Annotated in this window: 17 protein-coding genes and 2 pseudogenes; 9 read left to right on the forward strand and 10 right to left on the reverse strand. The window is 70.0% G+C overall.

The window, feature by feature from the left end; genetic code table 11:
* The first annotated feature begins 151 nt into the window (after nucleotides 1–151).
* Nucleotides 152–367 carry a SpoIIE family protein phosphatase gene (locus ACZ4RZ_RS04960; protein WP_467743052.1) on the forward strand — a complete coding sequence of 72 codons (216 nt, stop codon included), beginning with the start codon at nucleotides 152–154 and terminating at the stop codon, nucleotides 365–367.
* Between the two features lie 143 nt (nucleotides 368–510).
* Nucleotides 511–1,461, forward strand: a complete 951-nt coding sequence (locus ACZ4RZ_RS04965; protein ID WP_467742099.1) for an alpha/beta hydrolase — start codon at nucleotides 511–513, stop codon at nucleotides 1,459–1,461.
* Between the two features lie 66 nt (nucleotides 1,462–1,527).
* On the opposite strand, the gene ACZ4RZ_RS04970 is transcribed toward ACZ4RZ_RS04965, so the two are convergent.
* On the reverse strand, nucleotides 1,528–2,127 hold the full coding sequence (locus tag ACZ4RZ_RS04970) for a thiamine pyrophosphate-dependent enzyme (RefSeq protein WP_467742101.1): 600 nt from the start codon (nucleotides 2,125–2,127) through the stop codon (nucleotides 1,528–1,530).
* Between the two features lie 24 nt (nucleotides 2,128–2,151).
* On the opposite strand from ACZ4RZ_RS04970, the pseudogene ACZ4RZ_RS04975 reads away from it, so the two are divergent.
* Nucleotides 2,152–2,391 (forward strand): annotated as a pseudogene (locus ACZ4RZ_RS04975) (EamA family transporter); the annotation flags it as partial.
* Nucleotides 2,392–2,516: 125 nt separating this feature from the next.
* On the opposite strand, the gene ACZ4RZ_RS04980 reads toward ACZ4RZ_RS04975, so the two are convergent.
* The 4 genes from ACZ4RZ_RS04980 to ACZ4RZ_RS04995 are packed head-to-tail and all read right to left on the reverse strand — an operon-like array spanning nucleotide 2,517 to nucleotide 14,918.
* Nucleotides 2,517–7,025: an FtsK/SpoIIIE domain-containing protein gene (locus tag ACZ4RZ_RS04980; RefSeq protein ID WP_467742103.1), complete on the reverse strand. Its 4,509-nt coding sequence runs from the start codon at nucleotides 7,023–7,025 to the stop codon at nucleotides 2,517–2,519.
* Nucleotides 7,026–7,041: 16 nt separating this feature from the next.
* Nucleotides 7,042–9,033 (reverse strand): metallophosphoesterase family protein, encoded by a 1,992-nt coding sequence (locus ACZ4RZ_RS04985; protein WP_467742105.1) that lies wholly within the window; start codon nucleotides 9,031–9,033, stop codon nucleotides 7,042–7,044.
* Nucleotides 9,030–14,213: an FtsK/SpoIIIE domain-containing protein gene (locus ACZ4RZ_RS04990; RefSeq protein ID WP_467742107.1), complete on the reverse strand. Its 5,184-nt coding sequence runs from the start codon at nucleotides 14,211–14,213 to the stop codon at nucleotides 9,030–9,032. The genes ACZ4RZ_RS04985 and ACZ4RZ_RS04990 overlap by 4 nt, the downstream gene beginning before the upstream one ends.
* A 54-nt stretch (nucleotides 14,214–14,267) precedes the next feature.
* Nucleotides 14,268–14,918 (reverse strand): SLATT domain-containing protein, encoded by a 651-nt coding sequence (locus ACZ4RZ_RS04995; RefSeq protein WP_467742111.1) that lies wholly within the window; start codon nucleotides 14,916–14,918, stop codon nucleotides 14,268–14,270.
* 866 nt (nucleotides 14,919–15,784) lie between these two features.
* Here ACZ4RZ_RS04995 and ACZ4RZ_RS05000 point away from each other — a divergent pair.
* Complete coding sequence (locus ACZ4RZ_RS05000) at nucleotides 15,785–16,045, forward strand: response regulator transcription factor (protein WP_467742113.1); 261 nt, start codon at nucleotides 15,785–15,787, stop codon at nucleotides 16,043–16,045.
* Between the two features lie 13 nt (nucleotides 16,046–16,058).
* On the opposite strand, the gene ACZ4RZ_RS05005 is transcribed toward ACZ4RZ_RS05000, so the two are convergent.
* Nucleotides 16,059–18,065 carry a ricin-type beta-trefoil lectin domain protein gene (locus ACZ4RZ_RS05005; protein WP_467742115.1) on the reverse strand — a complete coding sequence of 669 codons (2,007 nt, stop codon included), beginning with the start codon at nucleotides 18,063–18,065 and terminating at the stop codon, nucleotides 16,059–16,061.
* Between the two features lie 238 nt (nucleotides 18,066–18,303).
* Between ACZ4RZ_RS05005 and ACZ4RZ_RS05010 the strand changes: the two genes are divergently transcribed.
* Nucleotides 18,304–19,053 carry an MBL fold metallo-hydrolase gene (locus ACZ4RZ_RS05010; RefSeq protein WP_467742117.1) on the forward strand — a complete coding sequence of 250 codons (750 nt, stop codon included), beginning with the start codon at nucleotides 18,304–18,306 and terminating at the stop codon, nucleotides 19,051–19,053.
* 4 nt (nucleotides 19,054–19,057) lie between these two features.
* Here the strand turns inward: ACZ4RZ_RS05010 and ACZ4RZ_RS05015 are convergent.
* Nucleotides 19,058–19,420: pseudogene (locus ACZ4RZ_RS05015) on the reverse strand (MerR family transcriptional regulator); the annotation flags it as partial.
* A 45-nt stretch (nucleotides 19,421–19,465) separates the two neighbouring features.
* On the opposite strand from ACZ4RZ_RS05015, the gene ACZ4RZ_RS05020 reads away from it, so the two are divergent.
* Nucleotides 19,466–19,678, forward strand: coding sequence for a hypothetical protein (locus tag ACZ4RZ_RS05020; RefSeq protein ID WP_467742119.1), 213 nt, complete (start codon nucleotides 19,466–19,468; stop codon nucleotides 19,676–19,678).
* A gap of 199 nt (nucleotides 19,679–19,877) precedes the next feature.
* Here the strand turns inward: ACZ4RZ_RS05020 and ACZ4RZ_RS05025 are convergent, their stop codons facing one another.
* The gene (locus tag ACZ4RZ_RS05025) at nucleotides 19,878–20,351 is read right to left on the reverse strand and encodes a carboxymuconolactone decarboxylase family protein (protein ID WP_467742121.1); all 474 of its coding nucleotides are present in this window, start codon (nucleotides 20,349–20,351) and stop codon (nucleotides 19,878–19,880) included.
* A gap of 125 nt (nucleotides 20,352–20,476) precedes the next feature.
* Nucleotides 20,477–21,334, reverse strand: coding sequence for a GNAT family N-acetyltransferase (locus ACZ4RZ_RS05030; protein WP_467742123.1), 858 nt, complete (start codon nucleotides 21,332–21,334; stop codon nucleotides 20,477–20,479).
* A gap of 193 nt (nucleotides 21,335–21,527) precedes the next feature.
* Between ACZ4RZ_RS05030 and ACZ4RZ_RS05035 the strand changes: the two genes are divergently transcribed.
* Nucleotides 21,528–22,064 carry a GNAT family N-acetyltransferase gene (locus ACZ4RZ_RS05035; RefSeq protein ID WP_467742125.1) on the forward strand — a complete coding sequence of 179 codons (537 nt, stop codon included), beginning with the start codon at nucleotides 21,528–21,530 and terminating at the stop codon, nucleotides 22,062–22,064.
* 48 nt (nucleotides 22,065–22,112) lie between these two features.
* The gene (locus ACZ4RZ_RS05040) at nucleotides 22,113–23,579 is read left to right on the forward strand and encodes a glycoside hydrolase family 76 protein (protein ID WP_467742127.1); all 1,467 of its coding nucleotides are present in this window, start codon (nucleotides 22,113–22,115) and stop codon (nucleotides 23,577–23,579) included.
* Between the two features lie 65 nt (nucleotides 23,580–23,644).
* Here ACZ4RZ_RS05040 and ACZ4RZ_RS05045 read toward each other — a convergent pair whose 3' ends face one another.
* The gene (locus tag ACZ4RZ_RS05045) at nucleotides 23,645–24,280 is read right to left on the reverse strand and encodes a chaplin (RefSeq protein ID WP_467742129.1); all 636 of its coding nucleotides are present in this window, start codon (nucleotides 24,278–24,280) and stop codon (nucleotides 23,645–23,647) included.
* A 278-nt stretch (nucleotides 24,281–24,558) separates the two neighbouring features.
* Between ACZ4RZ_RS05045 and ACZ4RZ_RS05050 the strand changes: the two genes are divergently transcribed.
* Nucleotides 24,559–26,127: an alpha/beta hydrolase gene (locus tag ACZ4RZ_RS05050; RefSeq protein WP_467742131.1), complete on the forward strand. Its 1,569-nt coding sequence runs from the start codon at nucleotides 24,559–24,561 to the stop codon at nucleotides 26,125–26,127.
* The last annotated feature ends 141 nt before the right edge of the window (nucleotides 26,128–26,268 follow it).

Consider the following 26,268-nt stretch of genomic DNA (forward strand, 5'->3'; position numbering starts at 1 on the left):
GCCGGGTGACGGGGCCTCCAGCGCCCCGTCACCCCGGCTCGCGTGGCGCCACCGGGTCCGACATCGCGCATGAGGCTCTCACGGGTGGGCGTACGGAAGCCGCGTTGCTTGGATCCTGCCGGACGCCGAGTACCCGCAGGAGACCTTCACGCTGTACAAAGGCACCGCGCTTGTCATGGTCACCGACGGCTTGGTCGAAGCGCCGGACCTCTCCCTGGATGCCGGACTGAAGCAAACCGGAACATTGGCAGCCCAAGCCCTCCACGACGGACTGAGCGCCGAGGAGACCGCTGACCAAGTCCTCGACGCCGCAATCGCGATGAACCACCACGACGACCTCGCCATGTTGATCGTCCGAGTCACATGATGGCGCCTCCTTCAAATGGGCCATGACGCCCGACGGATCGCCGTCGGCAACCAACCAAGAGCCCGCGAATGCCCGTGCTAGCATGACCCCGCAATTGCCAGGAATCCTGTTGATTGGCGACACGGCCCGACGAACGGAACCGTATGTCCCTCCTCGCCCGGCCCGCGGTGGCTTCCTTCGCCGCCAAGTCGATGCAGCGCCTCGCTCTGTTGGCGGACCGGCGTTCGAGTGGCCGGGGCTCCGCGGCCGCTTCCCACAGTCGCCTTCCGGAATTCCCGCGCAACGCACGGGAGTTGGAGATCCCCACCTTCGTCGCCCCCGCCCGGGCCGTCGTGTACCTGCCCACCACCGAGGGTCCGCCTCCGCCGGTTCACGTCAACTTCCACGGCGGCGGCTACGTCATGTCCCAGACGGAGATGGACGATCCGCTCTGCCGTTGCCTAGCCGCGGAGGCCGGAGTCGCCGTGATCAACGTGGACTACGTCGTCGCCCCGCAACACCCGTTTCCCGCACCACCCCGGCAGGCATTCGAGGTCGTCCGGTGGATCGCCGAACACGGCGGCGAGCACGGCTGGGACGGCAGCCGACTTTCCGTGGGCGGTCAGAGCGCCGGAGGCGGTCTCGCCGCGGCCGTCGCGCGTCAGGCTCTTGAGGAGGGCGGGCCTTCGATCGCGCTGCAGGTCCTCCACTACCCGCCACTCGACCTCGCGACGAGCGCCAAGGACAAGCGTGCCGCCATCGCCAAGCCGCTGCTGCGCCCGTGGATGGCCGAGGTCTTCGACACCTCGTACGTTCCGGACCCGCGCGAGCGCGCCGACCGGCTGGTGTCACCCGCCCATCCGTCGGACACCGCTGATCTCTTGGGCATCGCCCCGGCCCTGGTGATCACGGCGGAGTTCGACCTCCTCAAGGCGGAGGGCGAGCGGTACGCCGAGCGCCTTCGGCAGGCCGGGGCCCTCGTCGAGTACCACGACGTGCCCAAGGCCGATCACGGGTACGACGGCACCGACGACGCGAAGGCCCGCGAGGTCTACGCCCTGATCGCGCGGCATGTGCGGCAGTCCGTCAACGCCGAGGAGCCCGACGCCGGTTGAGCGAGCGGGCAATCGCCGCGGATGGACCGGTCGGTCGCCTCGGGCGGGCCGAGGTGGGCGGGCACGTCAGGGCCGATGAGACGCGACGAACACGTCGGCGCTGGTGTGGGCGTGCTCCGGGCCGAGGCCGCCCTTCTCGAGAAGGGCGGCGGCGAAGCCGCGCAAGTCCTCGGCGGGCACAAGGACCTTGCCCGGCCCGGGCGTTGGGGTGTCGGTCATGGTGGCGGGTGCCTCCTGGTCAGCGGGTGACGAGTACGTCGACGACGGCGGTGGTGCCCTCCGCCACGGCCTTGAGCGCACGCTCCAGGGCGGGGGCGAGCGCGTCCGGCGCGTCGACGGTCTCGGTGTGCAGCCGAACGGCTCGGCGAACTGCGCGAGTCGGGGCAGCCGGTGCAGGTCGGTGCCGAGCCACTCGCCGGTGTCGGCCGCCGCGCCCTCGGGATAGAACCTGCGGTGGTTGAGGTTCATCGACTTGTAGACACGGTTGTTGAAGATCACGATCAGCAGCGGCAGGTCGTACGCCTTGGCGGCGTCGTACGACTGGATGACCGGGTTGTAGGCGAAGGCGCCGTCGCCGATCGTGAGCACCACAGGCCGCCGCCTGGCGGCGAGTTTGACGCCGAGCGCGACCGCGATCCCCTGGCCTCCCTTCTGCGCGGTGCTCATGCGGCTTCCTTCGAGGAAGTGAGGGCCCGCGCCTACGCCGTCGCGGCGGGCGTCCTCTCCTGCGCCGTGCCCTATCTGGCCGACCTGCTCACCCTGCGCCGTGTGCCCGCGCGGACTTTCGGCCTCTTCATGAGTGTCAACCCCGTCCTCGCCGCCGTGGTCGGATGGATCGTCCTGGGCCACAGCCTGGGCTGGACCGAGTGGACCGGCATCGCGGCGGTCGTGTGCGCCAACGCACTCAGCATCTTCACGTCGCGCACATGACATCGTGCAGCGACGCCACGCGTGTACGACGATGGCCGGCGGTGCCTCAGTAACCCGAAGACTTGCGAGACTTGGCGCTCCTCCATCCGGGGCGAGGTCCGTACTGGCCGACCCACTCCTGGGTGTCACGGCATCGGGATCGTCACCGAGAGGAGTTCGCCGTTGCCGAGATGCAGCAGGCCTCTGCCGGGCTGGATCTGGTATCCCACCGCGCCTCGGCTGAGCCGGACGCCGATGAGTTCTCCCGCCGAGGACTCCTGCGGCGACAGGAGCAGCCCACGGCGCGCCTTCTTCGCATCGACCTGCCAGCCGGAGAACCCGCCGCAGACTCCGCTCTCGTCGCCCCCCAGCACGAGCGCGAGCCCGCTGTCCTTGCCGTACTGGACCAGGCGTTTCAGGGAATCTTCGGCGTCGCAGTTCCGTAGCGTCTCCCCGTCGTCGACGATCACGACAACGGGTTCCTGGCGCGAGGCCGACGCGACCGCCCCATCGAAATGGGCTTGCGCGATGTCGTTTCCGGTGAAGACGGCAACTACTCGCTCCCGACCCGCCAGTTCCCGAAGGGGCGAGGGGCGCGGCGCGGCGACGACGAGCCGCACGCCCTGGGCGAGATACGAATGGGCGAGGTTGAGTAGGGCCGTCGAGCGACCCGACTTCGCCGGGCCGGCGACGATGAACGCGGGCACGCCTTCGGCGAGATCGGGGCCGTAGCCCGTGATCTCGTCGCCGCCGACACCGGCCAACGCCCAGAGCGCGGAATGCGAGGCCACCGGATCACGCAGCTGCCACGCTTCGTCGAAGCCGATACGGCTGGGGAGGGCGTCGATACGGAACGGACGCAGTGAGCGGGGGACGTCGGCGTCGCGGACTACCGCCGCCTCGCCGATCCCGCAGAGCGCCGCTACCTGCCCCTGCCCCGTGGTGTCCTCGGACAGCAGCGCGAACTGGGTCTCCGCACCGCTCTCGCCGCGGAAGCCGCGCCCCGCGGGGATCTCCCCGGGGACCTGGCGGCCGGAGATGCCAAGCATGCTGAAGTCGGCGCGGTCCGCCAACCGCAGCCCGTACTTGTCCTCCGTGAGAGAGGCGATCCGACCCGCGAGAACCTGCCGGTCACCGGTGATCACCAGGTGGATGCCGACGCTCGCCCCCTCCCGCATGAGGGTGTGCAGTTCATCGGTGAGACCTCCGTGGTCGTACTCTCCGAGCGTCGGCAGCCAGCCCTCCCAGCGGTCCAGAAGGACGACGAGATGGGGCAGCCGCTCCGACGGCCTGGCGGTCGCCCGCTGCTCACCGATGTCGGAGTGCCCCTGTGCGACCAACAGGTCCGTGCGGCGCGCGAGTTCGCGCCTCAGCCGCGAGAGGAGGCGGACGATGCGCTCGGTCTGGCCGCGGGTGACGACGGCTCCGCAGTGCGGCAGGTGCGAGAGCACGTTGAGGGCACCGTTACCGCAGTCGATGCCGTAGAGGTGGACGTCGGCGCAGGAATGGGTACGAGCGAGGGATCCAGCCATCGTGCGCAGCACCTGGGAGCGGCCCGAGCGTGGGGCACCACCGATCAGGAGATGCCCGAACCTCGCGAAGTCGACAGCGACAAGGCGGCGGGCCTGCCGGTCGGGGAGGTCTTCAAGGCCGAACGGAGCCGGGGGCAGTGCGCCGGGAGTCGCGGCGGGCGCACGACCGGTCTCCTGGAGGTGGTCGAGCTCGTCCAGCAGGATCACCTCGGGGAGCGGGGGCAGCCAGGGGCTGTGCTGCGGCGGGATGCCGAGCGTCGCGTTCGCCTCACGCACGGCGTCGACGAGGACGCTCAGATCAGTTCTCTCTCCCTCGTCGGCGTACGTGTTCGGCTTGGTGAGGGCGGAGCGGCCCAGGTCCGGCCAGGTCAGCGGAGCGGCCCAGGGCGCGGTCGGTGCCGCGTCCGCGTTACCCGGGTGTCGCCCGCCGACGCGCCCCGCCTGGAAGGGAATGAGCGAAGCGCGACCGAGTCGGGCGTAGGCGCGGCCGGGCGTGACCTTGGAGATGCCTCCCGCCTCGGGGGATTCGATGACGTCCGAGGACTCGCCGCTGTCGGTGACACGCAGCGCGATGCGCAGGTTGGTGTTGGCCCGGATCTCCGGAGATACGACACCGCTGGGCCTCTGCGTGGCGAGCAGCAGATGGATGCCGAGGGAGCGGCCACGCTGGGCGATGTTGACCAGACCGGTGACGAAGTCCGGGAGGTCACGGACCATCGAGGCGAACTCGTCGACGACGATCAGGAGTCGGGGCACGGGGGCGTGCGAGGGATCCCGGCGCACCAGATCCTGGTAGTCCTCGATGTCCTTGGCGTCGGCGGCGGCGAATATGTGCTCGCGCCGCTTCAACTCGGCGCCGAACGAGTGCAGGGCCCGCTCGACGAGATGCGTGTCGAGGTCGGTGACCATGCCGACGGTGTGCGGAAGCCTTACGCAGTCCCGCAACGCCGAGCCGCGCTTGTAGTCGACCAGCACGAACGTCATGTTCTCGGGGGTGTTGGCGACCGCGAGCGAGGCGACGATGGTCTGCAGCAGCTCCGACTTCCCGGAACCCGTCGTGCCCGCGATGAGCCCGTGGGGACCGTCACGGACGAGGTCGACACCGAACGGGCCGTCGTAGGACTCACCGATGAGCGCCCGCGTCGACCGCCCGCCCGACTCCCAGCGGGCGACGATGGCCTGACCGGTGGGCCGCTCCAGTTGCAGCACCTCAAGGAGGCGGCTCTCGGTGGGCAGGCCCGCGTAGTCCGCCTCACGGCTGATGTCACGCAGGGGAGCGAGACAACGGGCGAGGCGCATGCACCACGCGGCGGAGACGAACTCCGGCCGCGCGTCGTGCACGGCGACGACGCCGCCGGCGTGCGCGACACGCAGCCACGGAGTCGACTCGGCCTCCCGGTCGACGTGTTCATCCTCAGCCCCGGTGGTGGGGTACCGGATGTAGGACGGTGCGGCACCGGGTGGCTCCGCGACGACGACCACCGTGCACTCACCGGGCAGGAACCGCTCGTCCTCGTCCAGGCACACTGCGTGGATTCCCACGGACGGGCCTTCCCGCAGCAGCCTTACGACGCCCGGCATCGAGCGCAGCCGTCGCCAACCGTCCCAGACGACGACGAGGTCGGGACCGGTCGGAGCGGTGTCCGAGCCGGTCTCGTGGAGTGCCCTCTGCCGCGTGTCGAGGATCCGGTTGAGTTCGCCGACACGGGCGCCGACGGACTCCGCGTCCGTGCCGATGAGCACGTTGGTGTCCGTTCCTCCGGAAGGGCGGGCATGCGGGAGCCAGCGCACCCAGTCCCAGGACTCCTGCCCGCCGCTCTCGGTCAGGACGTAGCAGCGGACGTCGAGCGGACTGTGCAACGCCGCGGTCTGTGCGACCGCCCAACGCCCCAGCGCCCGCGCCAAGTCGCCCGGCCCGGCGAAGCCGATCACGCCGAGGTCACGCAGCCGCAGGCCTACCGGTGCGTCCTCGATCAGCCACGTCACGGTGCCGAGCTTCTGGGGGCGTTCAAGGACGACCTCGGAGGGGAGCCGACTCGTACCAACCCGCAGCAGCAGGTGGTCCGCGTCTCCGCGGCGGCGTTCCCACAGGCGGCTGCGGGGACCCGTGGCGAGGGAGAGGACCGCGCCGGGGGACGGCATCGCGTGCCGCCTGTCGATCCGCTCTGTCCGTAGCGCCTCCTGAACCCGCTTCTCGATGCGTTCCTTGTGCGCCTCGTACTCCTTGATCTGCTGGGCATGTGAGATGTGGCCCGGCATCCCGTCGAGGTAGCGGTCGGCAATCAGGGTGAGCGGACTCAGCAGCCCCGCGAGAAGGATGGGCCAGGTGTGGAGGAGCACGGCCAGGACGCCGGCGAGCACGAGCGGCGCCGCGGCGACCAACCACTGCAGTGGGCGCACCTCGCGGGAGCGGACGGGCGGCTCCGGGATCCGGAAACGGATGGGGCGCTCGGGTGGGCGCGGCCGTGGGGGACGGTCGTAGTCGAGGCTCCCGCTGTCCTCGGAAGGGCGCAGGGCCGTGTCCGGCGGGGTGTAGCGGACCAGCTCCAGTAGGGAGCCGCCGACGGCGAGCTGTGAGTCGAGGGGCCAGTCCCGCTCGGCGGGACCGGCCGCGCCGCCACGGTCCCTGTCGAGGTCGCTCAACATGACCCCGTCCAGGATGACCTTGTGCTCGGCGACGTGCGCCCGCACCGTGCATGCGCCGCCCGGGTGGACGGTGAGCGTCAGGGCCCGTGCCGGCAGCTCGGAATCGTCGATGCGGACATGGGCGGCGCGGCCTCTGCCGATGTCGACGCGGCCCAGCCCCAGTCGGTGCACGGCCCCGGCCTGCGGTCCGCCGGCCACTCTCAACTCGACGATTCCAGTGACTTCTTGGGACAGGTGGCCGACGGGTTCGTGGAAGCTGACGACGGCGCCCTCCCGGAGGGACGACCGGGCCAGGGGCGTGGCGGGGTCGACGGCGAGACCGTCGACGTAGAGCGGTACGGTGCCGGATCCCGCCACGCCGAACTGGCGCGCCAGGGCCTTACTGACCTCGCCGAGCGGCGACTCGGGGTCCGCGTCGAGGACCACGTCCGCGCGGTCACCGCCGAGCGCATCCGCGACCGTCAGAGTGAGGCGCATGAGTGGTCCCCCTCAATCACCGCGGCTCGGCGGGAACCGAATCGGCGCACAGTTCCTCCACCTCTCGCTCGTCCGCGGCCCCCGGGCGGAAGGCGATGGTGACGTCTTCCTTCCAGTGGCCGTTCTTGAACCGGACGGTGCGCACGGCCAGGGTGTGCCCACCGCCCTCGCGGGCGATGAAGACCTCGTTGTAGCCGTTCTCCTCGTTCGAGTGAACGCTTGCCAGCGCGGGCGCTCCGGCGATGCGGGTGGTCCAGCGCCGCCTGTTGTCGATCAGCCGTTCCGCGGCCAGGAACCCCAGATGCGTGTGACCGTGCAGGACCAGGGAGGTGCCCGCTTCGGCCAGGGCCAGTTTGGCCTGGCCCGCGTTCACCACACCGCTGTACGGCGCCACTTCCACGGCGGGAACCGGCGAGAGGGGGTGGTGGAGCACGGCCAGACTCACGCAGCCCGTCTCGTTCTTGAGGCGTTTCAGAACGGGATGAGCGACGACGCCCGGATCGTGCCGCTCCAACTGCTCCATCAGCCGACGGGTTTCCGTGTCGTCCTCGGATCCCTCGAGTTCCGTCAGCAGCCCCTCGACCCGGTCCCGGTCGTCGTCACTGGCCGGCTCACCGCCGGACTCGGCGGAGCCCAGCAGCGCGATGCGCAGGCCGGCGTCCGGGTACCTCACATAGAGCCGACGCGCATCGTGCTCCGGTTTGTCGAGGTCGGGGTGCGGATAGTCGCGGAACGTCTGCGCGAACCACTCGTGCCGTGCCGCGGGCCGCGGGTCGAGGCACTTGTCCCACGACACGTCGTGGTTTCCGCCGACGAGGACGACACGCGGATCGCCGGGGCGGAGATCGGGGTGATCGGCCAGCAGCCCCTCCAGACGCCGCAGCCATTCGAGGGCCCTCTCCCCGTACTCGTCTTCCGGCCGGTTGACCACATCTCCGGAGACCACCACCAGATGCGGGGCCCTGCCCTGCTCGGCGATCTGCTGCACATGCTCCAGATAACTGTCCAGCGGGGTGCCCTCCCCGGTGAGCCACGCCATCTTGGCACCCGCCTGCGTCCTGTCCTTGCGGTCCACGTTCGACCGCAGTTCGCCGCCGAAATGCAGATCGGACACGTGATGGACCCGCAGTACCTCGGGAAGGTGACCGGACAGCACGGGATCGTCGGCCACGGGCCGCAGAATCGACATCGTCCGGTCGTCGGAACCGAAGGAGAAACCTGCACTGCGCCAGCGCCCGCGGCGCAGATCGGCGCGGTGCTCCGGGGACAGACCGTTGTGGAACCACTGGTCGATGTACTGATGCTGGGGAACCCCGGCCTCTTCGCAGGCCCGGCGGGCCAGTTCGGCCGTGTCGTCGCGCAGCGCGGACTCCGACTCGGCCACCTGCAGGACCAGCTCCAGCAGGAAGGGCGTGAGCAGCCATCCGGGCCGTTCGGCACGCAGCCGGGTCACGACGTCGAGCGCCCAGTCCGGGGTCCGGCCCGCCATGCGCCGGGCCTCTTCGTCTGTCAGCGGCGGCGGGGTCAGCACGTCCTTCGGCGAGTCGGCTCCAAGACGCGGGGCGAGCAGCGCGTGCTCGGCCGGTGTGGCGAAGACGACCGGCACGACACCCTCCTCCCGCAGCCGCTGCAGCCCGTCCGACAACGTGCCGGGATCCTTGGCCGGTCCGCTCCCCGGACCGATCGACGGCTCGTCCACCACCACAAGGCCGACACCGTCGAGCCGCGGCAGAGCGGCCCGGCCACTGGTCAGACACGCCAGTCCCGACTTCCGTACGGAGGCCGCGCTGCGGACATCGACCAACCGCGTGCTGCCCTCGGACCGGGCGTGATGAATCGCGCTGGCGAGCCAGCTCTTGCCCGAGCGGCGCGGCATGACCACCAGCCACGCCGCACCGTTGGGCGAGTGACCCTCCACCAGAGGAGCCGCCCAGGCAGGCACATGTTCCCCCGGGAATCTGATGTCGAGGGCCGAGTCGAAGGACCTGCTGGGCCGATAGTGGCTCATCGGTGTTCCTCCGCGTCAACCAGTTCCTCTTGCCAGTGCTTGATCCAGTTGAAGAAGGGTCTGTCCTCCAGCCAGCGGCCGTTGGGGAGCAGCAGCCCTACCTCGCGCAGTTCCATGCGCTGCGCCCGGGCGGGTTCCCGGGGCAGGAGGCCGGGTTCGTCGAGCAGTGCGGCGCGCCCCGCGGAACCGATCTCGTTCCAGCGCGAGTGGAAGACGTCTCTCTTGCCGACCACGAGTTCCTTTTCGATGAGGGAGTTGAGTGCACCGAGATCGTCGAGCGCCAGTCGTCTGCCCACTCGTGCCGCTCGCACGAGTGCCTCTCCGACGGCTTGCAGATAGAAGGGCCAGGGCCCCACCTCGGCAAGGATGCGGTCGGCGGCGGTCGCCGGGATGTGTACCCCTTCGTTCTGTGCGGTGCCCACCAGAAAGGTCCGGGCGTCCGCCTCGGCCAGGGGGCCGAGGGGATAGTGGGTGACGTCGTTCCCGAAACTGGAGCCGGGTGCCTTCAGAGCGTGACGCACCGCGACCCGCCAGTCCTTGTCAGTGCCGCAGTACACGAGCCATGCTCCGGCCTGGCCGAGATCCCGCAGCCAGGACACGGCCGCCGGGTCGTAGCCGGCGAGCCTGCCGACCTCGTCGAGCAGGAGAACCAGGCGGGCCGAGCCGGTGCACTCGGCGGCCAGGGCGAGCAGCTCGTCGGCGGGCCGGTCGGACCCCTCCAGAACAGGCATGAGCTGTACGGCGAGGTCGTCCTGCGCTCCCCCTGCGTCCCGTCCCGTGTCGCGGTTGGACAGGGTCACCACCTTCTGGACGTTTCCCAGGCCGTCGGACCGCATGCGCTCCTGCAGCGCCTTGATGATCCAGGACTTGCCGGCCCTCCGGGGACCCAGCAGGGCAGCCGACGTGCCATTGCTGAAATGGCCCTGCAACCAGGCGAACACATCGTCTCGTCCGACCGGTATTCCCTCGGGTCCCAGCGAGAACCGGTCCGCCACCAGCGCGTTGTTCTGGATCCGGAACGGGAGTCGCACCGGCGCCACCCCCGCGTTCCGCGTCCGGCTCAGGGTCACGGTCTCGGGCAGCGGGAGGTCCGGCAACGCGATCTGTACCTCCGCGCCGGTGCGTGCGTACAGCGCCCTGCCGGGTCCCAGGGTCTGTGGCAACCGATCGGCCCTGAGGCCCGTGCGTTCGTAGTCCCGGCGATCGGCACGCTTCAGCAGCAACGTGTTGGCCTGGGCCAAGTGACTGTCCACAGCCAGCACTTCCTCGCCCCCGGTGACCACGGGGCACACCCCGCTACGGGTGTCCCCGAGCAGGGCCAGCATGTCGGCCACGCATCGGTTGTTACCCGTTCGCTGTGCCCAGGCCCGGAATTCTTCCCAGCCGTCGAGCAGCAGAACGAGATACGGCAGCTTCTCCTCGGGCTGCTGCTCCTGCCGGTATCCATGGAGACTCCGGAAGCCCCTCCGGGCCAAGAGCTCCTGACGGATGCGGACGGTGTTGAGGAGCTTGTCGACGAGCCGGAGAAGTCTCTCGGGCTCGTCCTCGGTGACGACTGCGCCGCAGTGCGGCAGATGGGCCAGCGGCCCCAGAGCAGAGCCGCAGTCGATCGCGTAAAGATGGACATCCTCGGCGCTGTACTGCTCCGTCACTGCCGTGGCAAGGGTGAGCAGCAACTGTGTGCGCCCGCTGCCCGCGTCACCGGCGGCGAGAAGATGCCCGTCGCGGTCCAGGTCCCATGTCGCCTGCCGGTACACCTGTTCGTCCGGTTCGTCCCGCAGTCCGAAGACCACCGGCATCCGTGCCCCGTCCTGATGCCGGACGGGGAACGGAGCGCCCTCCCGTACGGCGGTTTCCTCCAGCCCGACGGACAGCGGAAGCTCGGGCAGCCAGGGCAGGTGTGGCGCGGACAACTCCATGGAGTCCGCCGACTCCCGCATGGCCCGGACGAGTTCGCCGAACTCGGCGCTGCCCGCGGTGGTCCGCAACGGTGGCCTGGCCGCAGGCAGTTCCGGGGCACCTGTCCAGTCGGTCCGGTGGACACGGATGGAGGTCCGACCGCCAACCGCTCCCGCCCGTCCGTCCCCGGGGCGCGCGAACCGCAGAAGCTCCAGCGGCCGTGAGGACCTGCGGACGTACGCGATCCCCTGTTGCGATGCCACCAGTTGAGCCGCTGCCGGAGTGCCGATCAACAGCTCGCTGTCCTTGGGATCGGCGAGCCGTAGTACGACCCTCAAGGGCGCGAGTCCGAGGATCTCCTGCGTCACGGCACCGGATGCGCTGCGCGTGGCCAGCACGACGTGCACCCCGAGTTCGGTGCCGCGCCGGGCGACCCCGGTCAGCCCGGACACGAACTCCGGCAGCTCGTCCTGCAGTGCGGCGAGGTCGGACACCACGACCACCAGGCGGGGCAGAAGGGGCAGCTCCGCGCCGGACGCCCGGATCACGGTGTACTGCTCGAAGTCCCTGGCCCCGGCCTCTTTGACCAGCTCCTGACGACGCTTCAACTCGGCGGTGAAGGCGCCGAGTCCGCGCGCCGCCGCGTACCGGTCGAGTCCGGTGTGCACCCCCACTGTGTGCGGCAGCTGTGCCAGCGGGCCGAGAGACTCTCCACTGTCGTGATGCACGAACAGCAGACTCAGTTCGTCGGGGCGATTCGCCGCGGCGAGCGAAGCCATCCAGACGCACAGCAGATCGTCCCTCCCGGAGCCGCCCATTCCCGAGACAAGGGCATGTGGCCCATCGGCCAGCAGATCGAGCACGTACGGTCTGCCGGAGGAGCCGCCCAGAACCGCCGCAGTGGATGGCGGCGTCCCGGTCCACCGGCCGACGATCCGCTCGGGGGTCGGTGGATCCAGATCGAGCAGTTCGAGCAGACGCTCCGGCGAGACGGCCGACGTCCTGGCCGAGCCATCACGAAGCGGTGCCAGCAGGCGTGCCATGCCGTCGAGCTGGGTCGGTTCCAGGCCATCGGGGCGGCACTGCGTACCCAGCGTGCTGGAACCCTCCCTCAGCTCGGCCCGGGCGCCCGTCTGCACCACGCGGGTCGGGCACCAGGCAGGCAGCTGCTGCTCGTCCTCGGCAAGGCAGATCACATGAACGCCGGCACCGGGCGCTGCGAGGAGGACCTCCTCGGCCCAAGGGGCCGCCTCCAGCGTGGACAGGTCGTCCAGGACGATCACCAGCCTGGTGCCGCCCCGGCTCGACCACGCACCGTCCTCCCCGGCCTGTCGCTCGCGCATCATGAGAGCGGCCTCTGCGAGGTGTTGTGCGTGCGCCCCGGGGTCGCGGCTGATCCGCACCTGACCAGGCGCCCCGAACGCCGACGCGTCCGGTGGAAGCCAGCGTGCGAAACGCCACGCCTCACCTGAATCATTGGTGAGCACGCGCACGGCCACTTCGGACGGTGGGTGGAGGAGCACCGTCTGGGCCATGAGCCAGCCGGCCAGCCCACGGGACATGCCGAGGTCTCCGACGATGCCCAGGCTGCCGCTGTGCCGCAGCGCCACGGTCACCGGCTCGCCCCCACTGCTGCCGACCCGCAGAACAAGATGATCCGGATGGTTCACGCCGCGTTCCCAAAGACGGGTCCGCGGTCCGAAGACCTCGGCGACGAGTTCGTCAGGACTCGGGAAGCGTCCTTCCTCCTCGGCATGCTCCGGCTCTGCGCGCCGGACGTTCGGCGACGTGCGCGCCCGGCGCCCGAAGAGGCGGCCCGTCCCGAAGAGCCCGGCGAGAGGCCCGGGCTCGTGGGACATTGCCTCGCCCGCCGGACTGCCGGTGCCCACGTCCTGCGGTGGAGGCCGGTCGAATGCGAGCGTTCCCGCGGCTGCCGAGGAGACGTACAGATCGCGGAACTGTGCGAAGCCCGCCTCCGGCACCCTCAGAGCGGGCTCCGCTGCCGAGGCCACACTCTCGAAGGGGGCGCCGAGAAAGACTCTGCAGCCGTCGTGGATCGGCGCGTCCGCCAGCCTCGTGTCCGGGGCCAGGCGCTCCCCCTCGCTCGTGAACAGGTCAAGCGGTTCCTGGCTCCGGCCGAGGCGGGCGAGCTGCTCGGCGACGGCCGCGAGGGGCACCGAATCATCGGCCTCCAGGATGACGTCCTGTTCCGCACCTCCCGGGGTGACGACGGTGAACTGCCGGTGCGAAGCCGCGATCGACGGACGCCTCCGCCCCTGGGCCACGGGTGCGGCGGACCAAGAGGGCGGACGCACCAAGCGGGTCGGCGGCGGTGGGCCGGGATGCGGTACCCGTCGCGGCGCAGCGTTGTCCGGCGCGGCGTCGATGCCGAGCAGGGGTGCGGAGATCCTGCCGTCGTGGGCGATCACGATCTCGTGGGCGGCACCGGGAAAGTCGTCGCGCGCGGTGCCGATCAGCAGCCGGGGGCCCATGGCTCCCCCATCGGCTGCCAGCTCGGCAAGCCGGTGCGCCTCGGAGGGTGACGGCTCGGCACCTACCAGAATCACGTGGGGAGGGGGCAGGAGGTCCACATGGCGCGGGGCACGGCCTGTCAGTACCGCTTCGGGTCCGGAGCCGCCGAACGCGGCCTGCGTGCGCCGCACTTCGCTTTCCACCGACTCGATCAGCCGTGTGACATCGGGCAGGGCTCGCACCCGGTCCGGGAAGTGCTGCGCGAGGTCGTTTCGGAAGCCCACACAGGTGACCAGTACGCGTCTGGACCACTGGGTCGTGGCCAGCTCCGCGGCGACCTTTTCGAGCAGGCTGATCCTGTATTGCTCCGGGCCGGTCACCACGGCCGTACCTGCCACGGCGTCGAGGTTCAGCAGCAGCCGTAAGTCCTTCCCGGCTCCCACAGCCGCGAGGCAGGAGTAGGGGTAGATATCGTTCGGAGCGGCCGGATCACCGTGAAACTCCGCGTCCTTGCGGCTGAGGAACCACTGGCGGGTGGTCCGGCCCCGGCGCCACGGTCCGGAAGGCAACGGGTCCGGGGAATCGGCCAGTTCGACAACGATCTCGTCGGCCCAGAGCCAGACCCCGCTGAGCATCGGCAGCGGGGACCCGGGTTGGGCGAGAGAACGCAGGGCCTGCTCCAGCAGTCGCGCTCCCACCGGATCGGAACGCACCAGAAGGCCGTCCGCCGGGCCCGCACCCGCCGACGGGCCGAACGCGTGCCGCCCACGGTCTGCTGTGCGGGTGGAGCGTGGCATCGTGATCCTCATGGTTCCAGCAGAGCAGCGGTATGCGTTCTGCGGTCGCAATGGTCAGCGGGAAGTTCAGCGTTCCGCGCCCGCGGGGGCTGTCCTCGGCGTCGGAATCGGTGCCTGTTCCTGGATCTGCTGGAGTCCGGCTCGGAACTCCGCAGTCCAGTCCGCCGTTTCCGCCTCCAGCTGACGCCGGACCGCGCCGACGAGTGCACCGACAAGGTTCATTCTCCGTTCGAGCACGGCCTGTTCCGGTTCTCCGGCCGTATCCCGCAGCAGTTCTGCCGACCACGACAGCCGGAACTCGTTCAGCTCGGCGCGCAACGTCTGTGCTGCCGTGATGTCGCGCATCCAGGCCGTGGAGAGACCGAAGAAGTAGTCGAAGCCCTTGCAGCCGGCGGCCGCCGCCAGAAAGACGTACCCCCAGCTTTGAACGCTGGACTCCATGGCCGCGCCGACCAGGGGGATCACGGTGCCGGTCGTGGCGAGGACGATCATCAGGCCGCGGATGAGGCGTGAACCCTGGCGCTTGAGCCGCTTGTCCTCGAGGTACCACTCGACGGTGTCCTCGGCCTCCTGCTCGGCCCACGCTCGCAAGGACTCCACCGAGGCCTGCCGCTCCGCCGACGTACCCGTCGCCAGCACGGGGAACGGCCTGCTCCGCAGGTCCCTCGCACGCGCGCGTCCCTCGCCTGCCCCTCCAGCCCTTGCCTGCCCCGCCATCTAAGCCTCCCCATCAGGGCCTTGGGTCTACGAGGGTAGCGGAATGAGCTCGTCACCCAGGGTGGTTTGTTGACCTTGGGCCACATCGGTCGTGCGTGATCTGAACGGGGCTCAGCGATCTCTCCATCGCATCGGAGTTGCGCGCATCGAAGAAGCTCGCCAACTGAGCGGAGCCGCCCTTCCGTTCCGCCGACCGGGCCGTCGCCAGGACAGGGCGAGCTCCGGCCGCAGCCCGGTGTCGCGAGGCGGGGTATCGGTGGGGTTCCTCCGCCCGATGGTGCACTGGACCGGAGCCCAGATCCACGCCCTGCGCGGTGACTGGGCCATGGCCGACCACCATCTGGGCCAGGCGGCCGCGTCCGCGCACCACTACGAGGTGATGCTGGTCCCGGCCTGTCTGGCCCGTGCCCAGGTCGCCGAGGCCCGGGGCGACTACGCGCGCGTCATCGAAGCCCTGTCGCCGGTGCTCCAGTTGCCCGCGCGCGAGGCCGTCGACGAACCGGGATTCTGGCCCTGGCCCACCGTGTACGCCAACGCCCTGGTGATGACCGGCCGTCTCGAGGAGGCCGACGCGTTCCTGTCTCCCTATGAGGAGTTGGCCGCCCGCCGCGGTCGCCGCTCGGCGATGGCCCGGCTGGGGCTGGCCCGTGGACGTCTCACCGCGGCGCGCGGCGACATCGACACCGCCCGCAAGGACTTCGAGCAGGCCCTCGCGCAGCTCGACCACCTGCCGCTCCCGTACGACCGCGCCCGGGTGAACTTCGCCTACGGCCAGACCCTGCGCCGCGCCCGCAAGCGCCGCGAGGGCCGACGCCGTCCTGAACAACGCGCGCGACACCTACCTCGCCCTCGGCGCCCGTACCTATGTGGAACGGTGCGACCGGGAGCTCAAGGCGGGCGGCCTGCACACCACCCGCCTCTCCCCCGGCCTGTCCCACCTCACGCCCCAGGAACAGGCCGTCGCCCAGCTTGTCGCCGCGGGGGCGACCAACAAGCAGGCGGCGCTGGAGCTCTACATCTCGGTCAAGACCGTCCGGTACCACCTGACGCACATCTACAACAAGCTCGGCATCCGCTCCCGCAGCGCACTGGCCGCCCGCTTCCGGGACATGCCGCCCCTCGAATGACCGGTGCCTGCGCTCAGTTGCGGGTCCATTGCTGGTTCGACCCCCCGTTGCACGACCACAGGTCGATCGACGTGCCGTTCACGGTGCCGTTGTTCACCGCGTCGAGGCACAGACCCGAGACGTTGTTGGTGATGGTGCCGTTGGAGTTGACGGTCCACCTCTGGTTGGTGCCGCCGTTGCAGTCCCACAGAACGACGCGGGTGCCGTTGGCGGTGCCGCTGTTGTAGGCGTCGAGGCACTTGTTGCCGTAGACGACGAGTTCGCCGCGCGAGGTGTAGCTGAAGGTCTGGTTCTGGCCTCCGCCGCAGTCCCAGAGTTCGGCCTGGCTGTTGTTGGTGATGGTGTTCTGGAAGAAGTCCAGGCAGCGGCCGGACCCCGTGCCGACGATCGCCGTGCCGTTGGTGCCGGGGATGGCGCGGACGGCCACGGCGTCGATGTCGGGCGCGGTGCCGGACGCGGCGAAGGTGAGCGTGTTCGAGCCCTTCGCCAGATGGGCGAGGACGGAGACGGTGCGGTACGTGGTCGACGACCCGGTGGGCGGGAAGGCGAGCGTCTGTGTGTACTGGCCGTTGACCTGCAGGGTCGCCTTACGGACCGCGGCGCCCCCGTTGGCGTAGCTGATGTCGATCAGTTTCGTACCCGCGCCGGCCGTCGTGACGCCGGTGAACGTCGGCGTCGTGGCCATGGTCGTGTCCTCGTACGTGGTCCCGGAACCCTCCGTGCCGGAGACGGTGAGCAGGACGGCCTCCCCTGCGGGCACGCTGGTGGTGTAACTCGTCGCGTATGAGCCGACGTTGGACGCCGACCACACGTTGCGCACGGTGGCGGACGCTGTGGTCAGGCCCATGTCCTGCCAGCGGGCGGTGATGTCGGCCGCGGCGGACGTACGGTTCAGCAGCAGGACCGCGCGTTTTCCGGTGCCGGAGAGGATCTTGCTGTAGACCTGCAGTCCGGTGCTGTCCTCGGCGACCTTCACGCCTTGCAGGCCGCGCGTGTCCTGGTCGATGGCGATGACCTCGGAGTTGGTGAGGATCGAGGCGGTCGACGAGCTCATGGTGGCAAGGTTGTTGCCCGCGAGCAGAGGTGCGCCGGAGATCGCCCACAGGCCCATGTGGGTGCGGTTCTGGGCGGTGCTCAGACCGCTCATGCCGACGGTCAGCATGTCCGGGTCGTTGTAGTAGCCGGTGTGCTGGGCGGCGGGGTGAAGGGACTTGTCGAAGTTGGCCAGGATGTTGGACATCGTGGGGTTGTTCGGCCAATAGACGATGTCGGTGCTCGTCCGCCAGATGGCCCCGACGCCGGCGGCCCAGTTCCAGGGCTTGCCGGTGCCCCACTCGCACAGGGAGAGGACGAGCGAGCGTCCCGTGACGGCGGTGGCGGCGGCGTTGGCGTCACGGATCGCCTTGTACGTCGTCTCCTGGTTCAGGCCCTCGGCGTCCCCGCCGCACCAGTCGATCTTGACGTAGTCGAAGCCCCAGTTCTGGAAGGTCTCCAGGTCCTGCTGGTTGTGGCCCTCCATCCCGGTGTTGGGGGCGGCGGGCGTTCCTTCGGGAGTCGGGTAGTAGTAGCCGCAGCCGTTCTTGCCCGCGTCGGTGTAGATCCCGGCCTTGAGACCCTTGCTGTGAATGTAGTCGGCGATGGCCTTCATGCCGCCGGGCCACTTGGCGGTGTCCACGGTGATGTTGCCGCCGCTGTCGCGGGTGCCGAGCCACCAGCCCTCGTCGATGTTGACGTACTTGTAGCCGGCGGCGGCCATGCCGGACGAGACGAGGGCGTCGGCCTGGGCCTTGATGGTGTCGTAGTCGATGGCGCTGGCGAAGCTGTTCCAGGATGCCCAGCCCATCGGCGCGGGGGTGACGCCGATCTGGTTGGTGCTGACGGCTGAGGGCTCGGCCGTGAGCGGCGCGGCCGAGCGTCCGAGTCCGGCCAGTCCGGCGACGGCGAGCAGCAGGACGGCGCACTGGATGCCTGCGCGTCTCAAGAGGCGCGCGAGACACGGCGTGTTCGAAATAGGGGACATGCGGCTCTCCCTTGAGCGGTTTGTTCGCAGACTCGAACAAAAGTCAACGAGACTCGCCATATGGGAGCGGTCTTGTCCGTTCCGCGTCAAGTCCCTTGCCGGAACGGGCCGTTCACCTTCGGCCACCGGAGGTCCCCGTGTCCGTGAGGGTGGCGGAGGCACGCCCGGGCGCTCGCGATACCTTCGCCCTGACGCGGCCCCCTTCGGCCGCGAACAGATCTCAAGCGTCGGGATGGTCATGCGCGAGGATGCGATCGTTGAGGCGGCCGCCGGAGTTCATCTGGTCCACGGCAGCAACACCAACTGGGTCGTCCTGACCGACGGCGACGCCGTCACCCTGATCGACACGGGGTATCCCGGGGACCGCCAGGAACTCCTCGCGTCACTGGAAGCGCTCGGCCACGCGCCCGAGGCCGTCAGCGCCGTGCTCATCACCCACGCGCACAACGACCATCTGGGCTCCGCCGAGTACCTCAGCGCCACCTACGACATCCCGGTCCACCTGCACGAGGCGGAACTGCCGCACGCGCGCCGCGAGTTCCTCCAGCAGGTCAGTGTGGGGCAGGTGATGCGCCAGGCGTGGCGTCCCGGCGTGCTGCCGTGGGCGGTGCACGCCCTCCGGTCGGGCGGGACCGCGGACGTCCACATGACCCGGCCCGAGGCGTTTCCCAAGGAAGGGCCGCTCGACCTGCCCGGCCGTCCGCTTCCGGTGCACACGCCGGGCCACACCGCGGGGCACTGCGTCTATCATCTGCCCGACGCCGGAATCGTGATCTCCGGTGACGCCCTGGTCAGCGGTCACCCGACCTCACGTGTACGTGGTCCGCAGCTGCTGCCGACGATGTTCGACGCGGATCGCGACGAGGCCCTCGCGTCGCTCGGACGCATCGAAGACCTCGCGGCAGATGTCCTGCTCCCGGGTCACGGTCCCCTGTACCGCGGGTCGGTGCGCGAGGCCGCGGCACGCGCGCGAGAGCTGGCCAGCTGACGAGGTCCGGCTGAACCGCCGCAAGATAGTCCCGCAACGCGTCCCGGTTGCGGGCCAGACAGTCGATACGGGCCTGGATGCGGTCGATCTCGCCGCGCAGCAGCGCGGCGGTCTCCGGGGTCAGGCACTCGGGGTGGAGATGAATCTTCCCCGGGTCGGACAGGAACGGCAGAATGGCGCGGATGATCTCGGTGGTGAGTCCGGAGTCCAGCAGCCCCCGGATCTGCCGCACACACGGGACGGCCGAATCGCCGTACGCGCGATAGCCGTTGTCGGCCCGCTCGGGGTGGAGCAGGCCCTGCTCCTCGTAATAGCGGAGCATCCGGGTCGGGACGCCGGTGCGGCGCGGCAGTTCACCGATCTTCATGGCTCTCCTCGGAGGGCGCGTCGGCCGGGCCCGGCCGACGCGGACGTGGCCACGTCGCTGCAGACCACCGTGTACAACGCGGGCATCGCGGCCGGTTCCCTCACCGGCGGGCTCGTCCTGGAGCGTTCGGGCGCGGGAGCACTCCCCTGGACGTCGCTCCCGCTGATCGCGGCCGCGCTGACCGTGGTGGCCGTGGGGCGCCGTCACGCCTTCCGCGCACGGCGCTCCGCCGCGGGGTCCGGCCCGCCGGCGCGGTGACGCCCCGGATCCTCCGGTCCCCCCGATCACCCACACGAACCCGCCCCGGCCGACGCCTTGGGATCAGTCGGACCGCCGTGCGGACCAGCACAACGCCCCGGGCCCTGGCAAGCGGGGCCCGGGGCGTGTGCCACCGCCGGCGCCAACTGGCGCCGGCGACCCCGGCCTGCTGGCCCTCGTTATCCGAAGTTATCCGCAGTCATCCGAACTGGCCGGGCTGGTAGTCGCCCGCAGGCTGCTGAACGATCACATTCAGGCGGTTGAAGGTGTTGATGAGGGCGATGGCGCACACCAGGGCGGCGAGCTGCTCCTCGTCGTAGTGCTTGGCGGCGTTCGCCCAGGCCTCGTCCGTTACCCCACCGGCCGCATCGGCGATGCGGGTGCCCTGCTCCGTCAGCTCCAGGGCAGCGCGCTCAGCCTCGGTGAACACCGTGGCCTCCCGCCACGCCGCGACCAGGTTGAGGCGCACCGAGGTCTCCCCGGCGTGCGCGGCGTCCTTGCTGTGCATGTCGGTGCAGAAACCGCAGCCATTGATCTGACTGGCGCGCAGCTTCACCAGCTCCTGGGTCACGACCGGCAGCGTCGAGTCCGCGAGCACCTTGCCCGCAGAGATGATGTGCTTCCCGAACTTGGCTGCGACCGGGCTGGCGAAGAGGTTCAACCGGGCTTCCATGGTGCACTCCTGTGTCGTTGTTGGCGGATACGTCTCTATGACGGGACAGCTCGACGAGATGTGACATGGACGAATGTGGCGTGTGTCTCCCTGTCGCACCGCGGCGCGGACCCACGACGAACCGCCTAGCCGAGCTCCAGCGTCGTGACGCCGAAGACGCGTTCCTGGGCGAACGGCCTGATCGGGCCCGTGTACATACGCGCCGTTTCGAAGGAGGGGGCGAGGCCGAGTTCCTCGACAAGGGCGATGCCCGCGGTGTTCGTCTCGGGGACGTCGATGGCGAGCTCGCTTCCGGCGGCGTCGGCGGACAGCTGGGCGAACAGCGCCCGGGCGTCCTCGGCGGTGTCGGCGAACAGCGGTCCGACGCGCAGGGAGTCGCGGGCCGGGCGGATCACGGCGTAGCCAGTGAGGTGCCCGTCGTCGGCGAGACGGACGAAGGTGCGGTGGCCCGGCCCGGTCAGCCACCGTTCCAGGAAGCGCGTGCGGTCGGCGGGATAGCAGGCGCTGTCGTACGCCATGATCGCCGCGAGGTCCGCCTCCTCGGCGGGCCTGACCCCCGGCGGCGCTTCCCCCATTGGGGCGACTCCACCGAAACGGACGGTGCGGTAGGCGAGTTCGAAGCCGGACTGGCGGTAGTTGTCCTGCTGCGCGACCACCCCGTCGAGGCCGACGGTGCGGCCGCCGGCGTGGGCGAGGGCCGTCTTCCAGGTGGTGATGCCGTAGCCGCGGCCGCGGAGGTCTGGGCGTACGAGGTAGAAACCCAGGAAGGCGTAGTCGGCGCCGTAGTTGACCACCGAGACGGCCGAGACGGGTTCTTTGCCGATCCGGCCGATGAAGAAGCCCTCGGGATCCTGGGCGAAGAAGCTCGCGCTGTCGGACAGCCCGGGATTCCATCCCTCGTCCGCCGCCCATCCGCCGACCACCTTCCAGTCGTCGAGCGAGGCGCGAGAGACGACGAGGTCTTCAGGTCCCGGAGAGGTCATGTGGGCGCTCCATTCCAAACGGGGTCGCGGTGGTGGGTGGTCGGTCGCACCCGCAGCATCCTTCCCGATCTTCACCCCGTTCGCAGCGGCGATCACCGGGCGCGGGAGGGGATTTGGCCAGGATCTCCCGCATCCCCGAGCGGATCCCGCTTCCAGCGCCGCCCACCGCCCGTCCGGCCTAGGGTTGCCCTTCATGAGCGTCGAACGCGTGACCTTGCGCCCGGTGGCCGAAGACGACCTGCCCGTCATGGAACGGTTCCTGCTTGAGCCGCGGACAGCCGAACCCTTCCAGTGGTTCGGCTGGTGGGACATCCGGCGCTGGCGGCGTCAGTGGGCGGAGACCGGTCTGATCACCGAGGACTCGGGCCAGCTGATGGTCGTGCGGGACGACCAGCGGCTGGGGTTCGTCGCCTGGCGGAAAATCGTCTCCAGCCGGACCACGCACTACTGGAACATGGGGATCGGTCTGCTGCCGGAGGCGCGCGGCAAGGGCGTGGGGACCGAAGCGCAGCGGCAACTGGTCCGATACCTCTTCGCCCACACGCTCGTGATGCGCATCGAGGCCGACACCGAGTCGGACAACATCGCCGAGCAACGTGCCCTGGAGAAGGCCGGATTCACCCGCGAGGGCGTGCTGCGCAGCGTCGTGTTCCGCGACGGGCGGTGGCGCGACGGCGTGCGGTACAGCATCCTGCGCGATGACATTGACGCGGACGCGTCACGCAGCTAGCTTCCGAGAGCGCTCTCACTCCCCCTCTCGATCAGAGGTCGACCGACGATGACAACGTTGTCTCCCTTGTCGCGCTGTCTGCGAAGAGCCCTACCCCTCGTCCTCGCCGTCTCCGCAGGGTTCGCCCTCCCCCAGCCATCCGCGGCTGCACCCACGGCGACCATCTGCAACAAGTACTGCGACGCCCGCGACCCCGCCCTCTCCCCGCAGGACCGCGCCCCGGTCTCCACCACTCTCTTCTCGCGCTCCTTCACCCTCCACTTCGACGACACGGACGCGATGGGCTGGGCATCGCTGGACAACGGCAGCCCCGGAGACGAGGTGTGGCTCGACCGTTCCTTCGACGGCGGCCGCACCTGGAGTTCGGGCAGCCGCCTCGGCGACACCACCGTGCCCGCGGGGCAACGGGGTTGGCGCACCCTCATGTACAACGTCGACGACTGGAACAGCCACGGTGTCGGCGCCCTGCGCGCCTGCGGCAAGGCCGGCGACCGCGGCGACATCGCGTGCACCGCGTGGGCGCGTACGACATGGAACGCAGGCGAGCGGCGGACGGCCGCCGCGACGGCCCAGATGATGTTCTACGACAACTCCACCGGCCTGTTCGCCACGACCGGTTGGTGGAACTCGGCCAACGCGCTCACCGCCCTGATCGACAACATCCGGGTCACCGGCATGGGCAGCTACCGGTACGCCGTCGCCACCACCTACGATCGCCAACTGGGCGCGCAGGGCGGGCAGTTCCGCAATGACTACATCGACGACACCGGCTGGTGGGGACTCGCCTGGGTGGCGGCGTACGACCTGACCGGCGACAGCCGCTACCTCGACACCGCCCGGGCCGACGCCGACCACATGGCCGCGTACTGGGACACCACGTGCGGCGGCGGGGTGTGGTGGAGCACCGCGAGGACGTACAAGAACGCGATCGCCAACTCGCTCTACATCCAGCTCAACGCTGCGCTGCACAACCACATCCCCGGCGACGGCGGCTACCTCGCGCGCGCCCGGGCCGGCTGGTCCTGGTTCCAGTCGACGGGCATGGTGAACTCCGCGCACCTGGTGAACGACGGCATCAGCCTGTCGACTTGTCGGAACAACGGCGGCACCGTGTGGTCGTACAACCAGGGCGTACTCCTCGGAGCGCTCACCGAGCTGAACCGTGCGACCGGCGACAACGCGCCGCTCACCACGGCGCGGCAGATCGCCGACGCGGCCACCACCTCGTCGGCGCTCAACACCGCGGACGGCATTCTGCGGGACCCCTGCGAGAGCGGGGACTGCGGAGCGGACGGCCCGTCCTTCAAGGGCGCCCATGTGCGCGGCCTCGGCAAGCTCAATTCCGCCCTGCCCGACCATCCGTACACCGCGTATCTGAGGAGGCAGGCCGACGCCGCGTACGGCGGGGACCGCAACGCCCTCGATCAGTACGGTCTGCGCTGGTCAGGCCCCCTGGACGGGATCGACGCGGCCCGGCAGCAGAGCGCTCTCGATCTGCTGAACGCCGCCGGGTGAGGGAGCCGAGGAGGGCCCACCGGTCATCGGCCCGGTGGGTCCTTCCGTCCTCGGTGGGCCGTGGATCAGCGCACCGCGGCGGGCCGGAACCGCCGGTACAGGACGGCCCCGCCCAGGAGCAGGGCCGCGCTCCCGGCGATCGCGGGCACCGTCTGGTCCGCGCCGGTGTGGGCGAGGGAGGCGACGGGCTGCTGCGGGGTGTGCCGGGGCGCCTGGGGACGCGGGTGCGCCTTGGGCGGCGCGGACGGCTTGGGGGCGGGTCCGGAGGTGTTCGTGGACTCATTGCCGGTGGCCGCGTTGCCGAGACCGCCCACCGTCACGGAGTTGCCGCTGACATTCACCGGCACATGCACCGGAAGCTGTACGTCATTGCCCGAGAGCACACCCGGCGAATCCTTTCCGCTGCCGTGCGCGACGGCACCGCCGTGCGTCCTGCCGGGCTGCCCGGCCCCACCGCCGTCGCTCTCGTTGGCGCACCTGTTGCCCGCGGCCGGATTGAGCAGCCCGGCCACGTTCACGGTGTTCCCGCACACGTTCACGGGAACGTGCACCGGGAGCTGGATGGTGTTTCCGGAGATCAGCCCGGGCGAACCTGCCGCGGTGCCGTCCGCCCCGGAGTCGGCGTGCGCCGGCATGGTCACGGCCAGCGCGCCCGAGGCGGCGGCAGCGGCGATCAAACCATTTCGGGTAACCCGTTTCATAGGTTCCCTGCCTTCCAGACATGGTCGCGAGCACTCGCCCGCATGGCGTAAAACGCGGAAGCACCATCCGAGTTATGGCTTATCGGTCTTTCACTCCATCGAGCGTCGCGGTTTTCGAACTGGCACGCGGGGTGTGCGAGCGGAACGGACCGTCGTGCGGCGCGCACGGCAAGGCACGTCGGCCCGTTCCGCTCGCCCAGAGGCGTGGCCCCGGACCCGCGCTTATCGTGAGCGAGGGGGCATCGCCGGTCCACCGCCGGGGGTCCCTGGAGGCATGCATGCTGTCCGTGCACCAACGCTGCGCGTTCGCCGGAGCCGCGACCGTGACCCTGGCCCTGCTGGCGGCCGGGGTGCCCGCGGTGGCGAAGGCCGCCGACGGCCCGGATCTGTCCCGTTTCTACCGCCAGAAGATCTCGTGGTCGGCGTGCAAGGGCGACGGGTTGCCCAAGGACCTGCAATGCGGCAAGGTGACCGTCCCGCTGGACTACGCGCGCCCGGGTGCCGGGACGCTCGACGTGGCGCTGGCCCGTTATCGGGCCACGGGCAAGTCGAGGGGTTCCGTGCTGCTGAACTTCGGCGGCCCCGGAGTCGCGGGGATCAGCCAGCTCGCCCTCTCGGGCAAGGACTTCATGGGCCTGACGAACGGCTACGACGTGGTGACCTTCGACCCCCGCGGCGTCGGGCGGTCCTCACCCGTCAGCTGCGGCGAGGGCGCCGACGAGGCCTCCGAAGCGGTCGACACCACCGCCGACAGCAGTGATCCGCAGGCCGCCCTCAAGATCGTGAAGAAGGCAGCCGAGCTGTGCGCCAAGCACTCCGGTCCCGTACTGCCGCACATAGGCACGGTCAACGCCTCCCGGGACTTGGACGTCATGCGCCAGGCACTCGGCGACAAGACGCTCAACTACCTCGGCTTCTCGTACGGGACGCGGCTGGGCGCGGTGTACGCGTCCCAATTCCCCAAGAAGGTCGGCAGGCTGGTGTTCGACGGAGTGGACACACTCACCGAACCGCTGTCCGAACAGGGCCTGGTGAGCGCCGAGGGACAGCAGACCGCCCTTGAGGACTTCCTCACCTGGTGCACGAAGGACGTGGACTGTCCGTTCGGGCAGGATCCGCGCAGCGCGCGACAGCAGGTCGTCCAGCTCGTCCACTCGCTCGACAAGGACCCGGTCCCAACGGGCCTCGGCCAGCAGTTCTCCGGCCAGGATCTCGTGGGCGCCCTCAGCCAGGCGATGTACAGCAAGGAGTACTGGCCCACCCTCGAGCGGGCCCTCAGCCAACTCGTCCAGGACGGCGACACCCGCGGACTCTCGCAGCTGTCGGGAGGCGTCGCCTTCCCGGGCGCCGCCGCGGCTGCCCGACACGACGGCGGCCTCGTCGACGAACAGGACATCCCCGTCGACAACCTTCCCGCCGCTCTGATGGCGATCAACTGCGCGGACGACCCCGACCGGCCCACCGCGGAGCAGGTCACCAAGGACATCGACAAGCTCCGCGCCTCGTACGAAGAGGCGTCCCCCGTCTTCGGGCAGTTCCGGCTCACCCAGGTGCTGCTGTGCTACGGGCGTCCCAAGGGCACCGACTACATCCGTGACAAGGTGCACGACGTCCACACCTCGAAGATGCTGCTCGTCGGCACCCGCGGCGACCCCGCGACCCCGTACCGCTGGACGCTGGAGACCGCCAAGCGGCTCGGCTCGTCGGCCGTCGTGCTCGACAACAAGGGCGAGGGGCACACCGGCTACACGTCCTCCAAGTGCGTGCACCAGAAGGTCGACGACTTCCTGCTGTACGGGTCCCTGCCGGACAGCGGCAGCTCGTGCGGGCCCGAATCCGACGACTGAACCCGGGTACGCGGGCCGGGAAGAGCCACAACCGCGTAACACGGACAACTCGGCTACAACCCCTTGTGCACCCCGGCCGTCACACTGAGCAGGCGTCGCCGCGACCGGGCACGCCGTATCCGCAGGTGACCACGCCAGGGG

Source organism: Streptomyces sp. NPDC027189, assembly GCF_055566975.1.

Coding starts and splice junctions, on each gene's coding strand:
- ACZ4RZ_RS04965 (WP_467742099.1), top strand. CDS start 511: ATGTCCCTCCTCGCCCGGCCCGCGGTGGCTTCCTTCGCCGCCAAGTCG.
- ACZ4RZ_RS04970 (WP_467742101.1), bottom strand. CDS start 2,127: ATGAGCACCGCGCAGAAGGGAGGCCAGGGGATCGCGGTCGCGCTCGGC.
- ACZ4RZ_RS04980 (WP_467742103.1), bottom strand. CDS start 7,025: ATGCGCCTCACTCTGACGGTCGCGGATGCGCTCGGCGGTGACCGCGCG.
- ACZ4RZ_RS04985 (WP_467742105.1), bottom strand. CDS start 9,033: ATGAGCCACTATCGGCCCAGCAGGTCCTTCGACTCGGCCCTCGACATC.
- ACZ4RZ_RS04990 (WP_467742107.1), bottom strand. CDS start 14,213: ATGAGGATCACGATGCCACGCTCCACCCGCACAGCAGACCGTGGGCGG.
- ACZ4RZ_RS04995 (WP_467742111.1), bottom strand. CDS start 14,918: ATGGCGGGGCAGGCAAGGGCTGGAGGGGCAGGCGAGGGACGCGCGCGT.
- ACZ4RZ_RS05005 (WP_467742115.1), bottom strand. CDS start 18,065: ATGTCCCCTATTTCGAACACGCCGTGTCTCGCGCGCCTCTTGAGACGC.
- ACZ4RZ_RS05010 (WP_467742117.1), top strand. CDS start 18,304: ATGCGCGAGGATGCGATCGTTGAGGCGGCCGCCGGAGTTCATCTGGTC.
- ACZ4RZ_RS05025 (WP_467742121.1), bottom strand. CDS start 20,351: ATGGAAGCCCGGTTGAACCTCTTCGCCAGCCCGGTCGCAGCCAAGTTC.
- ACZ4RZ_RS05030 (WP_467742123.1), bottom strand. CDS start 21,334: ATGACCTCTCCGGGACCTGAAGACCTCGTCGTCTCTCGCGCCTCGCTC.
- ACZ4RZ_RS05035 (WP_467742125.1), top strand. CDS start 21,528: ATGAGCGTCGAACGCGTGACCTTGCGCCCGGTGGCCGAAGACGACCTG.
- ACZ4RZ_RS05040 (WP_467742127.1), top strand. CDS start 22,113: ATGACAACGTTGTCTCCCTTGTCGCGCTGTCTGCGAAGAGCCCTACCC.
- ACZ4RZ_RS05045 (WP_467742129.1), bottom strand. CDS start 24,280: ATGAAACGGGTTACCCGAAATGGTTTGATCGCCGCTGCCGCCGCCTCG.
- ACZ4RZ_RS05050 (WP_467742131.1), top strand. CDS start 24,559: ATGCTGTCCGTGCACCAACGCTGCGCGTTCGCCGGAGCCGCGACCGTG.